The following is a 15,282-nucleotide window of genomic DNA, read 5'->3' as shown; positions in this document are numbered from 1 at the left end:
GAGTTAATGATTGGATCCAAGCAATTTCCCGGCAATGCACGCAATCAACAGCGAATGAACGCAAATGATCGCGATTGTCTTCAACCAGGTCGAGTGATCCCATGCTGACGAAGCTTGCGGTACAGGGTATTGCGGCTAATCCCCAGACGACGGGCAACTCGCGCGATATGCCAGTGTTCAGCTTCAATCAAGCTCAGCAGAGTTTGCCGTTCGGATACGCCCAGTGGATCGTCAACAGGTTGGTCGTCACTTGCGGGCAGTAACTCATGCACGTCCTCCAGCGTGACCCGGCCTTCCACTGCCAACGCCACCAACGTACGCAAACAGGTGCGCAGTTGCCGGACGTTGCCCGGCCAGGGCTGCGCCAGCAAGCGCTCTCGAACTCCCGATTGCAGCCGCACAGTGGCGCCCGCCGCTTCTTCGCGCAGCAGGAGGTCAAGCAGACGGCCCTTGTCGGAACGCTCGCGCAGCGGCGGCAGTTCCACGGCGAAACCGCCAATGCGATAGAACAGGTCCTCGCGCAGGCGTCCGTCGGCCACGCAGGCTGGCAGATTCTGGTGACTGGCGCTGATCAGGCGTACATCAAGCGGTCGCGGCGTTGCGCTGCCCAGCGGCACAACCTGGCGCTCTTCGAGCACGCGCAGCAGACGGGTCTGTAGCGCGAGGGGCATGTCGCCGATTTCGTCGAGAAACAGAATGCCGCCATGGGCCTGCTCAAGCTTGCCGACCATGCCGTCCTTGCGCGCGCCGGTGAAGCTGCCGCCGCGATAGCCGAACAGCTCGCTTTCAATCAGCGTCTCGGGGATCGCCGCGCAGTTGATCGCAACAAACGGCTGGCCGGCGCGCGAGCTGGCGCGATGCAGCGCTGCCGCAAAGGCCTCCTTGCCGGTGCCGGTTTCACCCTGCAGAAACACCGGCACGTCACGCTCCAGTACACGCAACGCGCGAGCGAATCCGCGTTGCAGGCGCGGGTCTTCCAGGCACACGCGCTCATCCTTGATTGGCGGGACAGGCGCAAGGGTCAACGGCGCGGAGCGGATCGGTTCGCGCAACTGGCCGTAGAACAAGCGCCCGTCGGCCAGGCGCATCGGCCAGCAGACGTGCGCCTGAGCACTGGCCTGCTCGAGCAACTGCTCCATCGGCGTTTCCAGCAGCATCGTCAACGACTGCCCGACCATCTGCTCGCGGCTCAGGCCCAACAGATCGAGCGCCGCCGCATTCACCGAACAGATCCGCGCACTCTCGTCGAGGCTGAGCAGGCCTTCACCCAGCAGCCCGACAAACCCGGCGTCGGGATGAAACCGCAGCAAATAGCGCTGCGGATCGTGGCCAAGGAAAAAACAGCTCTCGATCAACCTGGCCGACAGATTGGTCAGGGCCATGGCCTTGAAGCATTGCTCAAGGCTGCTTTCCTCGCGCACGGAGGACAGGTTGAGCACCGCGAGCAACTCACCGCTGGCGTCGAATATCGGGCTGGCCGAACAGGTCAGGCCGACGTGCTGGCCACGGAAATGCTCGTCGCGGCGAATGGTCACGTGCTGGCGCTCGACCAGGCAGGTGCCGACGCCGTTGGTGCCCTCGTGCTCCTCGCTCCAGACCGAGCCGAGCCACAGCCCGGAGCGCTGGAACTCGCCGCGTTCGGCTTCGTTGAACACGCTGTCGATCGCCACGCCGCGCGCATCGGTGAGCAGCACGACATGGCCGTCACGTCCCAGTTGCTGGTGCAGGCTGTTCATCTGCCAGTGCGCAACGGAAATGATGTGTTCCAGCGGCGCACGGTGTTCGCGCAAACGCGCCTGTTCGAGCACATCCGGCGCGCGGCGGCTGGCCGGATCGAGCTGGTATTGATCCAGGCAACGCCGCCACGAACGGGTGATCGCCAGGTCTGCCGCCGCGCTGTGGCTGGCAACAGAGCCCTGCACGGCTTGCAGTACCTGGCGCGCGTGGGCGTTGATCGAGGCCGGTTTCATTGTTGTTGTTCTCCGCTTCGGTGAAGACACGGGTGTGTCCGCAGCTTAGATGAAAAGCTCGTTGCGGGGGAATTTCGCGCCGAGTGACACAGTGTCATCCGCGATTCTCGAATTTGTGACATGTCGCCTGTGCCAAGCCTTGTCGGCCTTTGCATCAAACGCTCTGGCCCGTGTCTTTCAAGGAGATGGCCCAAGCCTTGCTCTGATGCCATGGCTTACCAAAACAACAAGATCGGGAGTGGCCCCATGAACATCGCTATTGAAACCCCTTTGCAATCGCCAACAGCGCAACTCGCCGCTTGGGTCGAACGCCTCGGCGGACGTCTGGCGCAACGAGATGTGGACGGCACGCTGGAGCTGTTTGCCGAAGAATGCCACTGGCGTGACTTGCTGCTGTTCAGTTGGAACCTCGTCACCCTGGAAGGCAAACCGGCGATTCGCGACATGCTCGAAACACGCCTTGAGCAGACCCGGCCCGAACGCTGGCAACTCGAAGGTGAAGCCACGCTTAGCGATGGCGTGCTTGAAGGCTGGATGAGCCTGGAAACCGACTCGGCGCGCGGCAAAGGCTATGTGCGCCTGAAAGAAGGTTTGTGCTGGACGCTGCTGACCACCATGCGCGAACTCAAAGGCTTCGAAGAACCCAGCGGCCGCCGCCGGCCGATGGGCGCGAGCCACGGCCATGCCCACGCTGACAAGCGCAACTGGCTGGAGCGCCGCCGCGATGAAGAAGCGGCGCTGGGCATCACCACGCAACCGTACTGCCTGATCGTCGGCGGCGGTCAGGGCGGGCTCGGCCTCGGCGCAAGGCTCAAACGCATGGGCGTACCGACGCTGATCATCGACAAAGCCGAACGCCCCGGCGATCAATGGCGCGGCCGCTACAAGTCGCTGTGCCTGCACGACCCGGTCTGGTACGACCACATGCCCTACCTGCCCTTCCCCGACCACTGGCCGGTGTTCACCCCGAAAGACCAGATCGGCGACTGGCTGGAGATGTACACCAAGGTCATGGAACTCAACTATTGGCCGCGCACTGAGTGCCTCGGCGCTACGTTTGACGAAGAGACTGGCCGCTGGACCGTGGAGGTCCTGCGCAACGGCGAGCCCGTCACCCTGCAACCGACGCAACTGATCCTCGCCACCGGCATGTCTGGCGTACCGAATGTGCCGGTGTATCCAGGCGCCGAAAACTTCCAGGGCCAGCAACATCACTCCAGCCGTCACCCCGGCGGCGATGCGTGGAAAGGCAAGCGCGCAGTGGTCATCGGCGCGAACAATTCAGCCCACGACATCTGCGCCGATCTGGTGGAAAACGGCACCGAGGTGACCATGGTGCAACGTTCGAGCACGCACATCGTGCGTTCGGACAGCCTGATGGAACTGGTTTTCGGCGGGCTTTATTCCGAAGAGGCGCTCGAGTCGGGTCTGACCACGGACAAGGCCGATCTGCTGTTCGCATCGATTCCGTACAAGGTCATGCCACAGTTTCATCGGCCGATCTTCGACGCGATCAAGGAGCGCGACAAGGACTTCTATGAACGCCTGAGCCGGGCGGGTTTCATGCTCGATTTCGGCGACGATGAATCGGGTTTGTTCATGAAATACGTACGCCGTGGCTCGGGTTACTACATCGACGTCGGAGCCTCGGAACTGATCGCCAACGGCACGATCAAGCTCAAGAGCGCGCCGGGCCTCGGTGTCGAACGCATCGAAGCGGATGCGGTGGTGCTCACCGATGGCAGCCGCTTGCCAGCCGATCTCATCGTTTATGCGACAGGTTATGGCTCGATGAACGGCTGGGCCGCGAAGCTGATTTCCCAGCAAGTCGCCGACAAGGTCGGGCGCTGCTGGGGCCTGGGTTCCGGCACCACCAACGACCCCGGCCCGTATGAAGGTGAACTGCGCAACATGTGGAAGCCGACCCAGCAGCAAAACCTCTGGTTCCACGGCGGCAACCTGCATCAGTCACGGCACTATTCACTGTATCTGGCGTTGCAGTTGAAAGCCCGTTTCGAAGGCCTCGACACCGATGTTTATCGCCTTGCAGAGCGCCATCATCTGGGCTGATTCCTCAAGTGGTCGTTCGTCGGTGCGCAGACCAAGCGCACCGGCGAACTGGAAAGTGCGTGCTAGGGTGTCTAGCCCAAGCACGTTTCAATCCAGGAAAAATGAGGAGGATTCATGCCACTTCATCCCATTCTGTTCATGGGCGGCTCCGGCGCCATCGGCCATCAGACGGCCCGCGCATTGCGCGCGGCGCATCCCGACGTCCCCTTGCTGATCGGCGGACGCGACCTCGCCAAGGCTGAGCAAACCGCCGAGCAAATCGGCAATGCCCAGGGTGTGGTCATCGATGCTCGCGCAGATAATCTGGGGCTGGGTGATCGCCCGGTCAGCGCCATCGCCCTGTTCTACATGGACCACGCCCTCGCCGGGCTGCGCTTTGCGCAAAGGCGCAAGTTGCCGCACTTGAGCATCTCTTCCGGCGTGTTCGAAATCGCCCCGCAAATCGCCAGTTTCATCCACTCGCCCGACGCGTCTCCCATTGTCCTCGGCTACGAATGGATGGTCGGCGCGACCACGGTAGCGACGCTGCACATCGCCAAAGCCTTCGCCCGCGTGCACGACATACGCATCCACGCACTGGTCGACGAACAGGACGGCGGCGGCCCGACCGTAGCCGTCGATTTCGAGCACCTGAACAAAATGCTGCCCGCCGCACTGACCCGCCGTGACGGCGAATTCATCTGGCGCGAAGGCGACGACGCCAAGGTCAGCTTCCGCGCCGTCGACGGCACAATCATGCAGGGCGCCGGCTTTTCCTCGATCGACGTCACCGGCCTGGCCGCCGCCACCGACGCCCCGAACGTCGAGTTCAACCTCGCCAGCGGCGTCAGCTCGACCCGGCGTCAGGGCCAGCCGATGTCGACGGAAATACTCATCGAACTTGAAGGCACTGATCACGATGGACAGCCATTGCGCACCCGGCACGCCGTGGTTCACCGATCAGGCGCAGCAGCGTTGACCGGGCTCAGCGTGGCCATGTTGCTGGAGCGGCTGGTTGGGCTGGATGGGCAGCCGCCTGCCCCGCCCGGGCTTTATTTTCCGTACCAGCTGCTGGACGCACAGGTGTTTTTGCAGCGGCTGGAAAAAGACGATGGCAAGCTGATCGAATTGGACGTGTGACCCCTCTGGACAAAGGCTGGTCAATTTTGCCCGAGCGCCTGTACGACACGCTCCGCGATGGCGAGACAGCTCGTCAACCCTGGAGATTCGATGCCGAACAGATTAACCAGCCCCGGCACTCCATGCGCCGATGGGCCACTGATGACAAAGTCCGCCGCCGGTTCGTGTACGGCGTTGATTTTCGGGCGGATGCCGCTATAGGCCGGTTCCAGGCTGCCATCGGGCAGACCGGGCCAATAGCGGCGAATCGCCTGATAGAAACCTTCGGCCCGCTGAGGATCCACGCGGTAATCAACCTGATCGATCCACTCGACATCCGGTCCGAAACGCGCCTGCCCCCCCAGGTCAAGCGTCATGTGCACGCCGAGACCCGCAGCTTCGGGCGCGGGATAGATCAGATGGCGAAAAGGTATCCGACCGCTGAAGCTGAAGTAGCTGCCTTTGCACAACCTGGCCAACGGCACATGTCGCGAAGACAGACCAACGATGTGGCCCGCAAGCCGGGGCGCAGACAAGCCCGCACAGTTGATCAGTTCGCCACAGCTGACGTTCATGGGTTGCGCACCGCCGATCTGCAACTCAAAACCCTGCGGGCGACGACAGGCCGATTCGAACGGCGTGTTAAAGGCAAACGAGGTGCCCGCCGCCTCGGCGTCTGCCTGCAAGGCAAGCATCAAGGCATGGGAGTCGACAATTGCGGTAGAGGGCGACCAGAGTGCCGCGATACATGACAACTCAGGCTCCAGTTCCAGCGCCTGCCGGGCGCTGAGCAGTTGCAGGTCGTTGACGCCGTTGCGCCGTCCCTGCTGCCATAAGCGCTGCAATGTCCCGCACTGCGCGTCATCGGTTGCGACGACAAGCTTGCCCAGAGGTTGGCACGCTACTGCGTGCGCTTCACAAAAGGCATACAGACGATGCCTGCCGTCGACGCACACTTGCGCCTTCAAGCTGCCAGTGGGGTAGTAGATGCCAGCGTGAATGACTTCTGAATTGCGCGAGCTGATGCCCGTTCCAATGCGTTCACCCGCCTCCACCACAACCACTTCACGGCCGCTCAAGGCCAGGGCCCGGGCGACAGCCAGCCCGAGCACTCCGGCGCCAATCACAACACATTCGATATCGACGCTCACCGTCTCACCGCGCGTTCAAATTGCTTGATCAGCGTGACGACCTTTTCCACGTCGCCATCCGACAAATGATGGTGACAAGGAAGTGTGATCATTTGCCGGGACAGGCGTTCGGTTGTGGGTAACGCGATGCGTGGCTGACTACTCAACCATGCCTTCTGCCAATGAATGGGCACCGGATAATGAATGGCCGCTTGCACATCGTTCTCTGCCAGATAAGCCTGCAGCTCGTCACGGTGCGTGGATTGCACGACATAGTGATAGTAGGCATTTCCCGGTTTGCCGCGCCCCAGGTCAGCGCCCGTGCGGGTTGTAGAGAGGACGTCATCATAGAACGCGGCAATTTCCACGCGTCGCTTCAGCCACTGATCCAGATACTGCGCTTTGATGTTGAGTGCTGCTGCCTGCAACGAGTCGAGTCTGGAGTTGATGCCGAACCGGATCGATTCGTTACGGTTTTCCAGGCCGTGATTGCGTGCAATCCGCGCGTACTCGGCAATTCCCGGATCGCGAGTCACCAGCATCCCGCCGTCACCCAGACCACCGAGCGTCTTCAACGGATGCATGGAAAACGCTGACGCATCAGCGCAAGTGCCGACTTGCCGGCCATCGATCGTAGTGCCGATCGCCTGAGCGCAATCCTCGATCACTGCAACCCCGCGCGAGCGGCACAGGTCGATGATGGGGTCGATATCCAGAGGGCGTCCGCGCAGATAGACAGGAATCACGGCTTTGGTCCGATCAGTCACAAGTGGCGCAATCGTCTCGACGCTCAGGAGTTCATCGTCACCCACATCTGCCAGGATCGGCCGGGCGCCAACAGCAACAATGGCTCCGACAGTGGCAACAAAGGTATTGGCGCAGGTGATCACCTCGTCACCGGGGCCGATATCGAGCGCGCGCAATGCCAGAAACAGCGCATCCGTGCCTGAATTGAGGGCAACGGCGTGCGCGCCGCCACAACGATCCGACATCCATGACTCGAACGCCAGAACCTGATCGCCGAGAATGAACTCGCCCGATTGCAACAGCTCCCGCCAGCGTTCAAAGATCTCGCCACAGAGATCCTGGGCCTGTTCCTGTACGTTATTGCACTTGATCATTACGCGCACTCCCTGGCATGAACATGATGGACGTCAGGACGATCAGCAGAGTGCCAACCGCGCTGATGACGGCGGTCAACGCAAGCGTCTGGGAATAGCCGATCATCCCGCCGACTACGCCGCTGCCCAGATAAATGAACGGGTGCACACCACTGGTGACAAAGGTATCCACCGCCACGACTTTGCCCAGATCCTTTTCGGGCGACAGTGTCTGCATGGCGGTTGCCCAGCCGGTGAGCCAGGACGCTTCGACGATACCGACGAACGTCGCCCCCAGAACCGCCATCCATGCCGCCGTTCCCAGCCCGAGTAACGCCATCGCTCCGGCCAGGAACAACCCGCATACCACCGCAAGCCCGACCAGGCGTTCGTGCCCCGAGGCCAGCACGGTGACAACCGATCCGAGACAAGCGCCGAACCCTGATGCTGCCAGGCAATATCCCCACATTTCTTCGCTGAAACGAAGACTGATCGCGTAGGGTGCAACGACCAGAAAAATCGGAAAACACAGCACGTTCACCACCAGCGTCGCCGCAAACCCCAGCAGCAGCGTGGCGTTACGGCTGACCACGGTGATGCCCTTGAACGCCTCGCGCAGGGAGAACTCTTCTTCGGATTCATGACGGCCGACATTCGGTAACTGAGCGGTGTAAATCGCCGCGCCGAAGAAGGTCAAGCCATCGATCAGTATCCCCCAGACCGGATCCCACAAGATGATGAACACGCCCAACGTCGCCGGAAACAGAATGGCGACCAGGTTATCGATGAAGTTCATCGCGCCGTTGCCCGCGACCAGCGCCTTTTTGGGTAACAGGCTGACCAGCAGCACCTGCGCGCAGGGCCGAGAAACGCCGATGCCGATGCCGAAGATCAGATAGGCCAGCACCAGCCAGCCCCAAGGCGCACCGGTCAGAAGCAGTGCGACGGCCGCAAGCTGCGCCATGCCTCGGGCCGTATCGGTGTAGATGAGCACCTGTCGAGGCGACTTGCGATCCGCCAGCATGCCGCCGGCCAGAGCACCGACGACGGTTCCGATTCCGACTGCGGCCATGATGAAGCCAAACACATCACCACCAAAACCGTCCCGTATCAGCGCTATCGGCAGCGCCGCCAGACAGATGGCGTCGCCGGCCATCGACAGGCCCTGGCCGATCAGCAACTTGCGAAAAGGCAAGACTCGCAGCGCATCGTTATAGGGGGATAAGCGTTTTTTGATAGAGATCATCAGTGCCCCTCCTTGAGGCATATATATCCATCCTGGCCACGTTCTGTTGCCAACTGCCGGCCGCCCTCAAGGACTTCCAGCTCATCGTCCCCGATTACGCAAATGCGCAGACGCCGGCCCCGAAACTCAAGGGTGAAGTGGTAGGCATCCCAATCGGCGGGCAACCTCGGGCGGAAGGCCAATTGGTCCGCAATCAGATCAAGTCCTGCCAGCCCTTCCACCAGGCCCTGCCAGGCTCCGGCATAGGCGGAAAGATGCAGGCCATTGCTGTAGTCGTCGAGCGGGGTGAAATCCAGGTTGTAGCGGCTGGCCCGAGCAATGAAATCGGCACTGATCGACGTCTTGCCCAAGTGCGCGGCGACAACCGCGTGCGGGCCGTAGCTCAATGACGATTCATGCACCGTACGCGGTTCATAATATTGGAACGCTGCGCGTTTCACGTCCGTTGAAAAATCTTCTGGAAACATCGACATCAACAACACGATGTCGGCCTGTTTGACCACCTGCGACGCGAAATTCTGCAGGTTCTCTGCGCTCTCCCGTTCGGCCTCGTCCGCAAACTGCGGCCCACGCTTTTTGTCGGAACGCAGCTGCGTGTCAGGTAAGGCGGCATAACCCTCAAACTCTTCAGGAATGACCACCCCACCCACAGTGATCCAGGGCAGAAAGACGTTATCGGCTATCGACTGCCAGCGCCTGGACTGTGCCTCGGGCAATCCCGGAAAGCCCGGCCGGTCGCACAGGGAAAGCGCTGACCGGAGACACCAGCGCAGCATGTAATTGGTAAAAAAGCTGTTGTCCACATGATAGTGGTATTCGTCCGGCCCCATGACCGATTCAACGACATACGCCTGACGACTCTCGGACCACTTGAACACGGACGCGGCGAAACGGGCGCACTCAAGCAGCATTTCAAAGCCGCGAGAGATCATGAACGCATCGTCACCGGTGACCTTCCAGTATTTGTTCACGGCATAGCAAACGTCTGCCGAAATGTGGAGCACCTCATGGACACTCCACTCTCGTCGAATGTCCTGTTCGGGATACGCCAGCACATAATGGGGACCATTTTCCCGCCCTCGATCATTGGCTGCTTCCGGAAAACGCGCTCCCTCATAGCCACTGGCCCGAGCAAACTCCCGCGCTTGTTCCAGACAGTGGTAGCGATAGTCAATCAACGCCCTGGCGACGCCGGGTTCGTTCCAGATCCAGAACATGCACTTGTGCAGTTCGGTATCGAAAAACGTCGCTCCGGAGTGATACGTACTGGTCAGGCCGCGCGCCGGCGAGAGCGTTCCCCGCTCGGGGGGCGCGACTCCCACGCCGTGCTGCAGCAATTGAAACATCGCGTACTTGATGCCCAGATCGATACGTCTCTGCGCGGTTTGAACAGTGACGTCATGCTCGCTCCAGATCTTGCTCCATCGGCAAAGATGGCTGCTCTGGATATGGGTCATATCGAAGTCGCCAGAAAGCGCGTCGGGCATACTGTGCTCGCCATCGATTGCAACCCGCCAATGCGTGGCGATGCGATGCTGCAACACCGAGTCGAAATCCATGGTGACGGAAGCAATACAACCCTGCAGGCCGTGTCGCCAGCAAACAACGGAACTCGCCGCTGAACCGGACTGTTCGACACGTACATCGTAGCGCAGCCGATACTCTGCGGCATCGACATCCAGAGTGAAGGCCGTTCGATCGACAACACTTTGCCCAAAACGGTAATGTCGGGCGGTCAGCCAGTCACTGGTGCCCAGGTATTCATTCTCGGCACTGCCATCCACGCCGTAATCCAGTCGCAAACGGTGCGCACCGGTCGGCTCGCCCAGTCGAGTCAGGCTGATGCGGGTCGACACGGCGCTGTCATCAGGGGCATCAATGAATTGATCAATCGTCAGCTCATAACGGACGCCCCGCAGTTGGAACAGCTCGCGGCTGCTGACTGTCGCCTGATCCATCGCCAACACCACCGCCGGTCCATCGCCTGATGGCTCAAGAGGTTCGCCCGTGTCCACATCGTAGAGGCGCAGGACTGCCGGCGCTGGCAAAGAAATGATCTCCCGCGAAACGCCGACCCCGGCTGCATAGACCCCCGCGCAGAGCAGTTGCGTGCGCCGTGCGCGCTGCGAGGCACTGGGCACATGCGGGCGCACGCCGATCAAGGGATTGGCCAGAATCGCCACGCAGGCTGCGAAGGACGATGTCCGCGGCTCGATACCGACGATATCCTCGCACTCTTCTCCATAAGCGATGGTCAGCACGACGTGTCCCCCGACGGCTGGAACGACCAGTCTTTGTGCAGCATGTTGCGCACATTGTGATAGCGGGTGTCGGATAACACATCGTCACTGTCGTTGAAGTTCCCGGATTGCCATTGCTCGCAGATTTCCACGATGGCATCCCTGATCGAATAGATGAACTCGAAACCCAGTGTCTGCTGCACCCGTCGCGAATCCAGACGGTAAGACCGAACATCATCGCTGCGGGTAGTGGTGATCGGCACGTTGACGAGGAAGTAGCGATCGACAACCTGTTTTACCTGATCGGCTATCTCGGTCACCGTGTGGTTTTCGTAGCCGACGTTGATTGCGGTTCCGCAGACTTCGTCCAGCGATTCGCGCTCCACGAGCATCGTATACAGCCGGGTCAGATCGCCGATATGCACATTGGGGCGGTATTGACTGCCGCCGAACACGGTAATTTCACCGCGCGCCAGCGCACTGGCGGTAAGGATATTGACGGTCAGATCCAGGCGCTGGCGGGGCGACCAGCCGCACACGGTAGCGGCTCGAACCGCGACGGTTTCAAAGGATGCATCAGTGAGCCCGAACAGTATTTTTTCGCCGTCAGCCTTGAAGCGGTTGTAGTCGGTGATGGGCACGCAGGGTTGGCGCTCATCGACAAACGGTTCTGTATTGACGCCATAGACACTGGCTGAGGAGGCATAGATAAAGCGCCGGCAGCCAAGGCGCTTTGCACTGCTCATGAGATGCGGCAGACAATCGATATTGATGGACTGGCCGAGTTCGGGTGCCGAATTGAAACTGGGATCATTGGCCACTGCGGCAAGATGGACAACGGTGTGCATCCCCCGAAGCGACTGCTCGACGAGCAGCGGATCGCGAATATCGCCCTTTATGAATTCCAGTGCCGGATGGTTCATCACGCCCTCCAGGCCGTTGCCGAAATAAAGCGCATCCAGTACCCGGACCCGGTAACCGGCAGCCAGCAGTTTTGGTACCAGACGCGAGCCAATGTAGCCCGCACCGCCTGTAACGAGAACAGCGGATTGATTATTCATGGTCCTTCCTTGGGATGGGTTTGCCAGGGGGTATTCATCAAGCGATGACAGTATTGATGCCTGTGGATGAGCAGCCTTGGGCTCAAGATCATGCCGGCGGATCTGCCAGGCATGGAGCCCCAGGCCACAGGCCAGATCCGTTGCATACGGACTGTCGTCAATCAGCTCGACATCCTGCGGATCGCGGCTTCCGACCAGTTGTTGAATCAGCGCTTCGCGGCTCTGACCGGGCGCCTGTCGGGTAATCGATAACCTTGATTCTTGCCGCAGACTGGAGCGCTCGATAGCCGCCTCGAACAATTGCGGCGCATTCAGAGACGCCGTATAAAACATCACTGGCTGTGCGGCTTGTGCGATACGTTCCAGCAATCGCTTTGCATCCTCGAACAGCTCAGTGCCTTGGGAGAGCTGAAGAAATTCCCTTTGTTTGTACTCCGCCAGTTCGTCCGCGCTGAGCGAGCCGCTCCTTTGAGCGCCGATGTCATCGGTGATCAGCGCCAGCAATCGTGAAGCGCCTTCCATGCGAGGACGTCCGGCAATGTGGTCAATGTATTCGCGCTGAGTCAGTTGTTTGCCGGCAAGTCTGTGAGCGGCGTTGCTCCACGCTTGAAAATGCGGCGTGTCGATCATTGTTCCGTCGAGGTCAATCAGCAAAAGTTTCGACATGATTGCTTACCTGTCATCTGTGCGTGGACATGACGAGCCGGGCGATTCTGGACGTCGAGTCGAATATCTTGTCGTCCGTCAAGATCATTCGCCCCCCTGCGCTTTCAACCAGTGCGCGCTCCGCCTGAAGTCTCACGTCTGACCCGTCACTGTAATCCGCACCCTTGAAATAGAGGTTGGGACGTAGCGTCTTGATCATCAATTCAGCAGTGGGTGTGTGATTTACGATGACATGATCGCAATAGCGAATAGAGGCAAGAAACTCTGCGCGTTTTTGATCGGGGAATACCGGCCGGTCCGCTCCTTTATTGACATATGGGTCGGCGGTAACTGACACGAACAATCGATCCACCATTGTTCTGGCACGTTGCAAATGATAAAGGTGCCCAGGATGCACAATGTCGAAACAGCCGTGACAAAGACCGATAGTCAAACCTTTTTCGCGGCAATAAACCGCCTCATCCTGCAATGCAGTGATGTCACTTAAAACGCCCATGATTATTCATTCCTTTGAGATAAGAGATTTAGCCATGATGTTCAGGTGTTCAAGTTCTCCCCAGTAATCGGGAAGCTGCCCGACGATTTGAAAACCATTGCGCAAATGAAAACGGTAGGCTGCACGTTCTTTGTCAATATTTCCTATATCCAGACATAACCATGTCTTTTCATTTGCCAGGGCATACCTTTCAATTTCGTCATATAACAACGAAGCCACCCCGTATCGACGGTATTGGCTATCAACAATCAACCAGTCTGCCCACAGGACATACTTCGAGGGGATCGGACCTGCGGCGCAGCCCATCGTCCCGATCACCCGTCCGTCTACTGTGGCGACAAATCGCCCCCCCTCAAATTGAGGATTGGCAAGTTCATTGGCAAATTGCTGACCCGCAGACTCGGTAAGATCCTCGCCAGAGGCAATCTGGGCGACCAACCCCAGAACAGCTTCCATGTCAGCCTTTGCAAATCGCCGCAGGCGAATCTTCGTAACAGGTTCATTTGGCATGGTACTGAACCCTCTTGAGTGCCGAATCCAGCCGCTCACAGGCGTCCGCCAACATTTCAGCCGTATGCGATGCACTCAGGGTGACAGGCTCTGGGCAATAACTGAGGGGCATCAAAAAGCCATACAAGTTGAACTCACGGGATAGCAGGGCGAACAACTTCTGGGCAAAGTCGATCGGGTAGAAATGCTCTATCTCCCTCATGGTTCGAGGACGTTCGGAGGTTCCGATGTGGACGCCGATTCGACCGCCGTACCCATCGATATGACAGGGTATGTGGTGTTTATCGAAAACGTCCCTAAGCCCGGCCTTCAAGCGCGATTCCAGCGCGGCGATGTGCCGGTGCACCGCTCCATCCTGCAAATGCTCGATGGCGGCAAGCGCGGCGGACACGGACAGGTATCGCCCCGTATTGGTCCCGCTGACCTGAACAGGACCGCGTGGTGCGATTACGTCCATGTATTCGGCTTTACCGGCAATACCCGCGATCGGCATGCCGCAGCCGAACGCCTTGCCGAAGGCAGCGATGTCGGGTACGACACCGAAGTCCTTTTGCGCACCACCAATGTTTGCGCGGAAACCGGTGAGCACTTCGTCGAAGATCAGCAGCGCACCCTTACGGCTGGTCAGCGCACGCACATTTTGCAGAAAACCTTCATCCGGTCTGATGCATCCGATATTCAATGCAACAGGTTCCAGGATCACCCCTGCCACATCGTCCTTGTATTTTTCAAAAACATTTTCCAGCGCTTCCAGATCATTCCATGAAACCGAAACCGTCAAGTTGCCGAATTCGTCAGGAATTCCCACAGTGCCCGATAAACGTTCCAGTTCTCTTCCCGCCAATAACGCGCCAGAGCGCGGTGAAGAGTCCACGTTCCAGGTCAAAGAGTCATTAAGCCCATGAAAATGCCCTTCGAACTTGATGATGATGCGTCGACCGGTAACGGCACGGGCGATACGCGTCGCATACATGGTCGCTTCCAGTCCGGAGTTGACCAGCCGCAACTTTTCGGCGCAGGGGACGACCGCACAGAACCGCTCACTCAACAAACGATGTTCATCGGTCTCATACTGCTGAAGAAAGCCCCGCTCCAGTGCCTTGAGAATGGAGTTTTTGATGACCGGACTATCGTGCCCCAACAGGCAGGATCCCCAGCCCATAATATAATCATCGCGCCATTCGCCCGATGACAGCTGAACGCGCGCGCCGGCGGTATTCTGCACATTTATCGGCCCGACTACCGACAAGTGATTCCATCCCGATAGAACATTGCCAACACGTGTTTCCTTTAAACAATCCATGACGACTGACTCTCCCTTTAAAAAGTTTAGAGCGAACAAAGTCCAATACCCAGGCAAATTAAATTCGCCATGGCATTCGAACAAGATTCGATCATGCGATACGCAATAACGTAGAAAGCAGCGCAGCAAGTTGGAGGAAAAACTAGCCCCGCCATCTACGTCGCGTCAATTTAAAAAATAAATGGCCGCCTAACAGCTTGTTTGCCAATGAAAACTGTTTTTCTTAAGAGAAAGTCGCGCAAAACATCAGGCGCATTATTTCAAACAGATATAAATGAATTTTCGCACTTATATTTCAGCAAGTTAGCCACAGCAAAACGCATTCTTTCGATGATGGGAAAATCTGATCCGCAAAATTCGCAAACAACTGTGATGCTTATTAATCACATCCT

General features: G+C 58.9%; 12 protein-coding genes. 3 read left to right on the top strand and 9 right to left on the bottom strand.

Annotation, left to right across the window (positions count from 1 at the left end; genetic code table 11):
• Positions 1-80: 80 nt before the first annotated feature.
• Positions 81-1,970, bottom strand: a complete 1,890-nt coding sequence (locus F8N49_RS05250) for a sigma-54-dependent Fis family transcriptional regulator (RefSeq protein ID WP_151550950.1) — start codon at positions 1,968-1,970, stop codon at positions 81-83.
• Positions 1,971-2,216: 246 nt separating this feature from the next.
• Here F8N49_RS05250 and F8N49_RS05245 point away from each other — a divergent pair, with 246 nt between their 5' ends.
• Positions 2,217-4,040: an NAD(P)/FAD-dependent oxidoreductase gene (locus F8N49_RS05245; RefSeq protein ID WP_056786821.1), complete on the top strand. Its 1,824-nt coding sequence runs from the start codon at positions 2,217-2,219 to the stop codon at positions 4,038-4,040.
• Positions 4,041-4,154: 114 nt separating this feature from the next.
• Positions 4,155-5,159 carry an NAD(P)-dependent oxidoreductase gene (locus tag F8N49_RS05240; RefSeq protein ID WP_122746453.1) on the top strand — a complete coding sequence of 335 codons (1,005 nt, stop codon included), beginning with the start codon at positions 4,155-4,157 and terminating at the stop codon, positions 5,157-5,159.
• Between the two features lie 20 nt (positions 5,160-5,179).
• Here the strand turns inward: F8N49_RS05240 and F8N49_RS05235 are convergent, their stop codons facing one another.
• The 8 genes from F8N49_RS05235 to F8N49_RS05200 are packed head-to-tail and all read right to left on the bottom strand — an operon-like array spanning position 5,180 to position 14,890.
• Positions 5,180-6,289, bottom strand: coding sequence for an NAD(P)/FAD-dependent oxidoreductase (locus F8N49_RS05235; protein ID WP_122746454.1), 1,110 nt, complete (start codon positions 6,287-6,289; stop codon positions 5,180-5,182).
• A complete protein-coding gene (locus tag F8N49_RS05230) occupies positions 6,286-7,389 on the bottom strand; it encodes a DegT/DnrJ/EryC1/StrS aminotransferase family protein (protein ID WP_122746455.1) in 1,104 nt (367 codons plus the stop codon). Before F8N49_RS05230 ends, F8N49_RS05235 begins: the two co-directional genes overlap by 4 nt.
• Positions 7,373-8,614, bottom strand: coding sequence for an MFS transporter (locus tag F8N49_RS05225; RefSeq protein ID WP_122746456.1), 1,242 nt, complete (start codon positions 8,612-8,614; stop codon positions 7,373-7,375). The genes F8N49_RS05230 and F8N49_RS05225 overlap by 17 nt, the downstream gene beginning before the upstream one ends.
• Complete coding sequence (locus F8N49_RS28020) at positions 8,614-10,875, bottom strand: glycosyl hydrolase family 65 protein (RefSeq protein ID WP_218574812.1); 2,262 nt, start codon at positions 10,873-10,875, stop codon at positions 8,614-8,616. The genes F8N49_RS05225 and F8N49_RS28020 overlap by 1 nt, the downstream gene beginning before the upstream one ends.
• The gene (locus tag F8N49_RS05215; protein WP_083386945.1) at positions 10,869-12,581 is read right to left on the bottom strand and encodes an NAD-dependent epimerase/dehydratase family protein; all 1,713 of its coding nucleotides are present in this window, start codon (positions 12,579-12,581) and stop codon (positions 10,869-10,871) included. The genes F8N49_RS28020 and F8N49_RS05215 overlap by 7 nt, the downstream gene beginning before the upstream one ends.
• 13 nt (positions 12,582-12,594) lie before the next feature.
• Positions 12,595-13,077 (bottom strand): adenylyltransferase/cytidyltransferase family protein, encoded by a 483-nt coding sequence (locus tag F8N49_RS05210; RefSeq protein ID WP_039758830.1) that lies wholly within the window; start codon positions 13,075-13,077, stop codon positions 12,595-12,597.
• 6 nt (positions 13,078-13,083) lie between these two features.
• Complete coding sequence (locus F8N49_RS05205; protein ID WP_151550949.1) at positions 13,084-13,587, bottom strand: GNAT family N-acetyltransferase; 504 nt, start codon at positions 13,585-13,587, stop codon at positions 13,084-13,086.
• Positions 13,577-14,890, bottom strand: a complete 1,314-nt coding sequence (locus F8N49_RS05200; protein ID WP_083386944.1) for an aspartate aminotransferase family protein — start codon at positions 14,888-14,890, stop codon at positions 13,577-13,579. Before F8N49_RS05200 ends, F8N49_RS05205 begins: the two co-directional genes overlap by 11 nt.
• Before the next feature lie 207 nt (positions 14,891-15,097).
• Here F8N49_RS05200 and F8N49_RS28015 point away from each other — a divergent pair.
• Positions 15,098-15,282 (top strand): hypothetical protein (locus F8N49_RS28015; protein ID WP_218574811.1); only part of this gene is annotated, 185 nt, incomplete at its 3' end.

Source organism: Pseudomonas sp. GXM4 (genome assembly GCF_008923895.1).
In the GTDB taxonomy this organism is placed as follows: Bacteria; Pseudomonadota; Gammaproteobacteria; order Pseudomonadales; family Pseudomonadaceae; genus Aquipseudomonas; species Aquipseudomonas atacamensis.
Note: the sequence above shows the minus strand (reverse complement) of the source record. Positions and strands in the feature narration are given on the sequence as shown.

Coding starts and splice junctions, on each gene's coding strand:
- F8N49_RS05215 (WP_083386945.1), bottom strand. CDS start 12,581: ATGTCGAAACTTTTGCTGATTGACCTCGACGGAACAATGATCGACACG.
- F8N49_RS05225 (WP_122746456.1), bottom strand. CDS start 8,614: ATGATCTCTATCAAAAAACGCTTATCCCCCTATAACGATGCGCTGCGA.
- F8N49_RS05230 (WP_122746455.1), bottom strand. CDS start 7,389: ATGATCAAGTGCAATAACGTACAGGAACAGGCCCAGGATCTCTGTGGC.
- F8N49_RS05200 (WP_083386944.1), bottom strand. CDS start 14,890: ATGGATTGTTTAAAGGAAACACGTGTTGGCAATGTTCTATCGGGATGG.
- F8N49_RS05250 (WP_151550950.1), bottom strand. CDS start 1,970: ATGAAACCGGCCTCGATCAACGCCCACGCGCGCCAGGTACTGCAAGCC.
- F8N49_RS05245 (WP_056786821.1), top strand. CDS start 2,217: ATGAACATCGCTATTGAAACCCCTTTGCAATCGCCAACAGCGCAACTC.
- F8N49_RS05205 (WP_151550949.1), bottom strand. CDS start 13,587: ATGCCAAATGAACCTGTTACGAAGATTCGCCTGCGGCGATTTGCAAAG.
- F8N49_RS05240 (WP_122746453.1), top strand. CDS start 4,155: ATGCCACTTCATCCCATTCTGTTCATGGGCGGCTCCGGCGCCATCGGC.
- F8N49_RS05210 (WP_039758830.1), bottom strand. CDS start 13,077: ATGGGCGTTTTAAGTGACATCACTGCATTGCAGGATGAGGCGGTTTAT.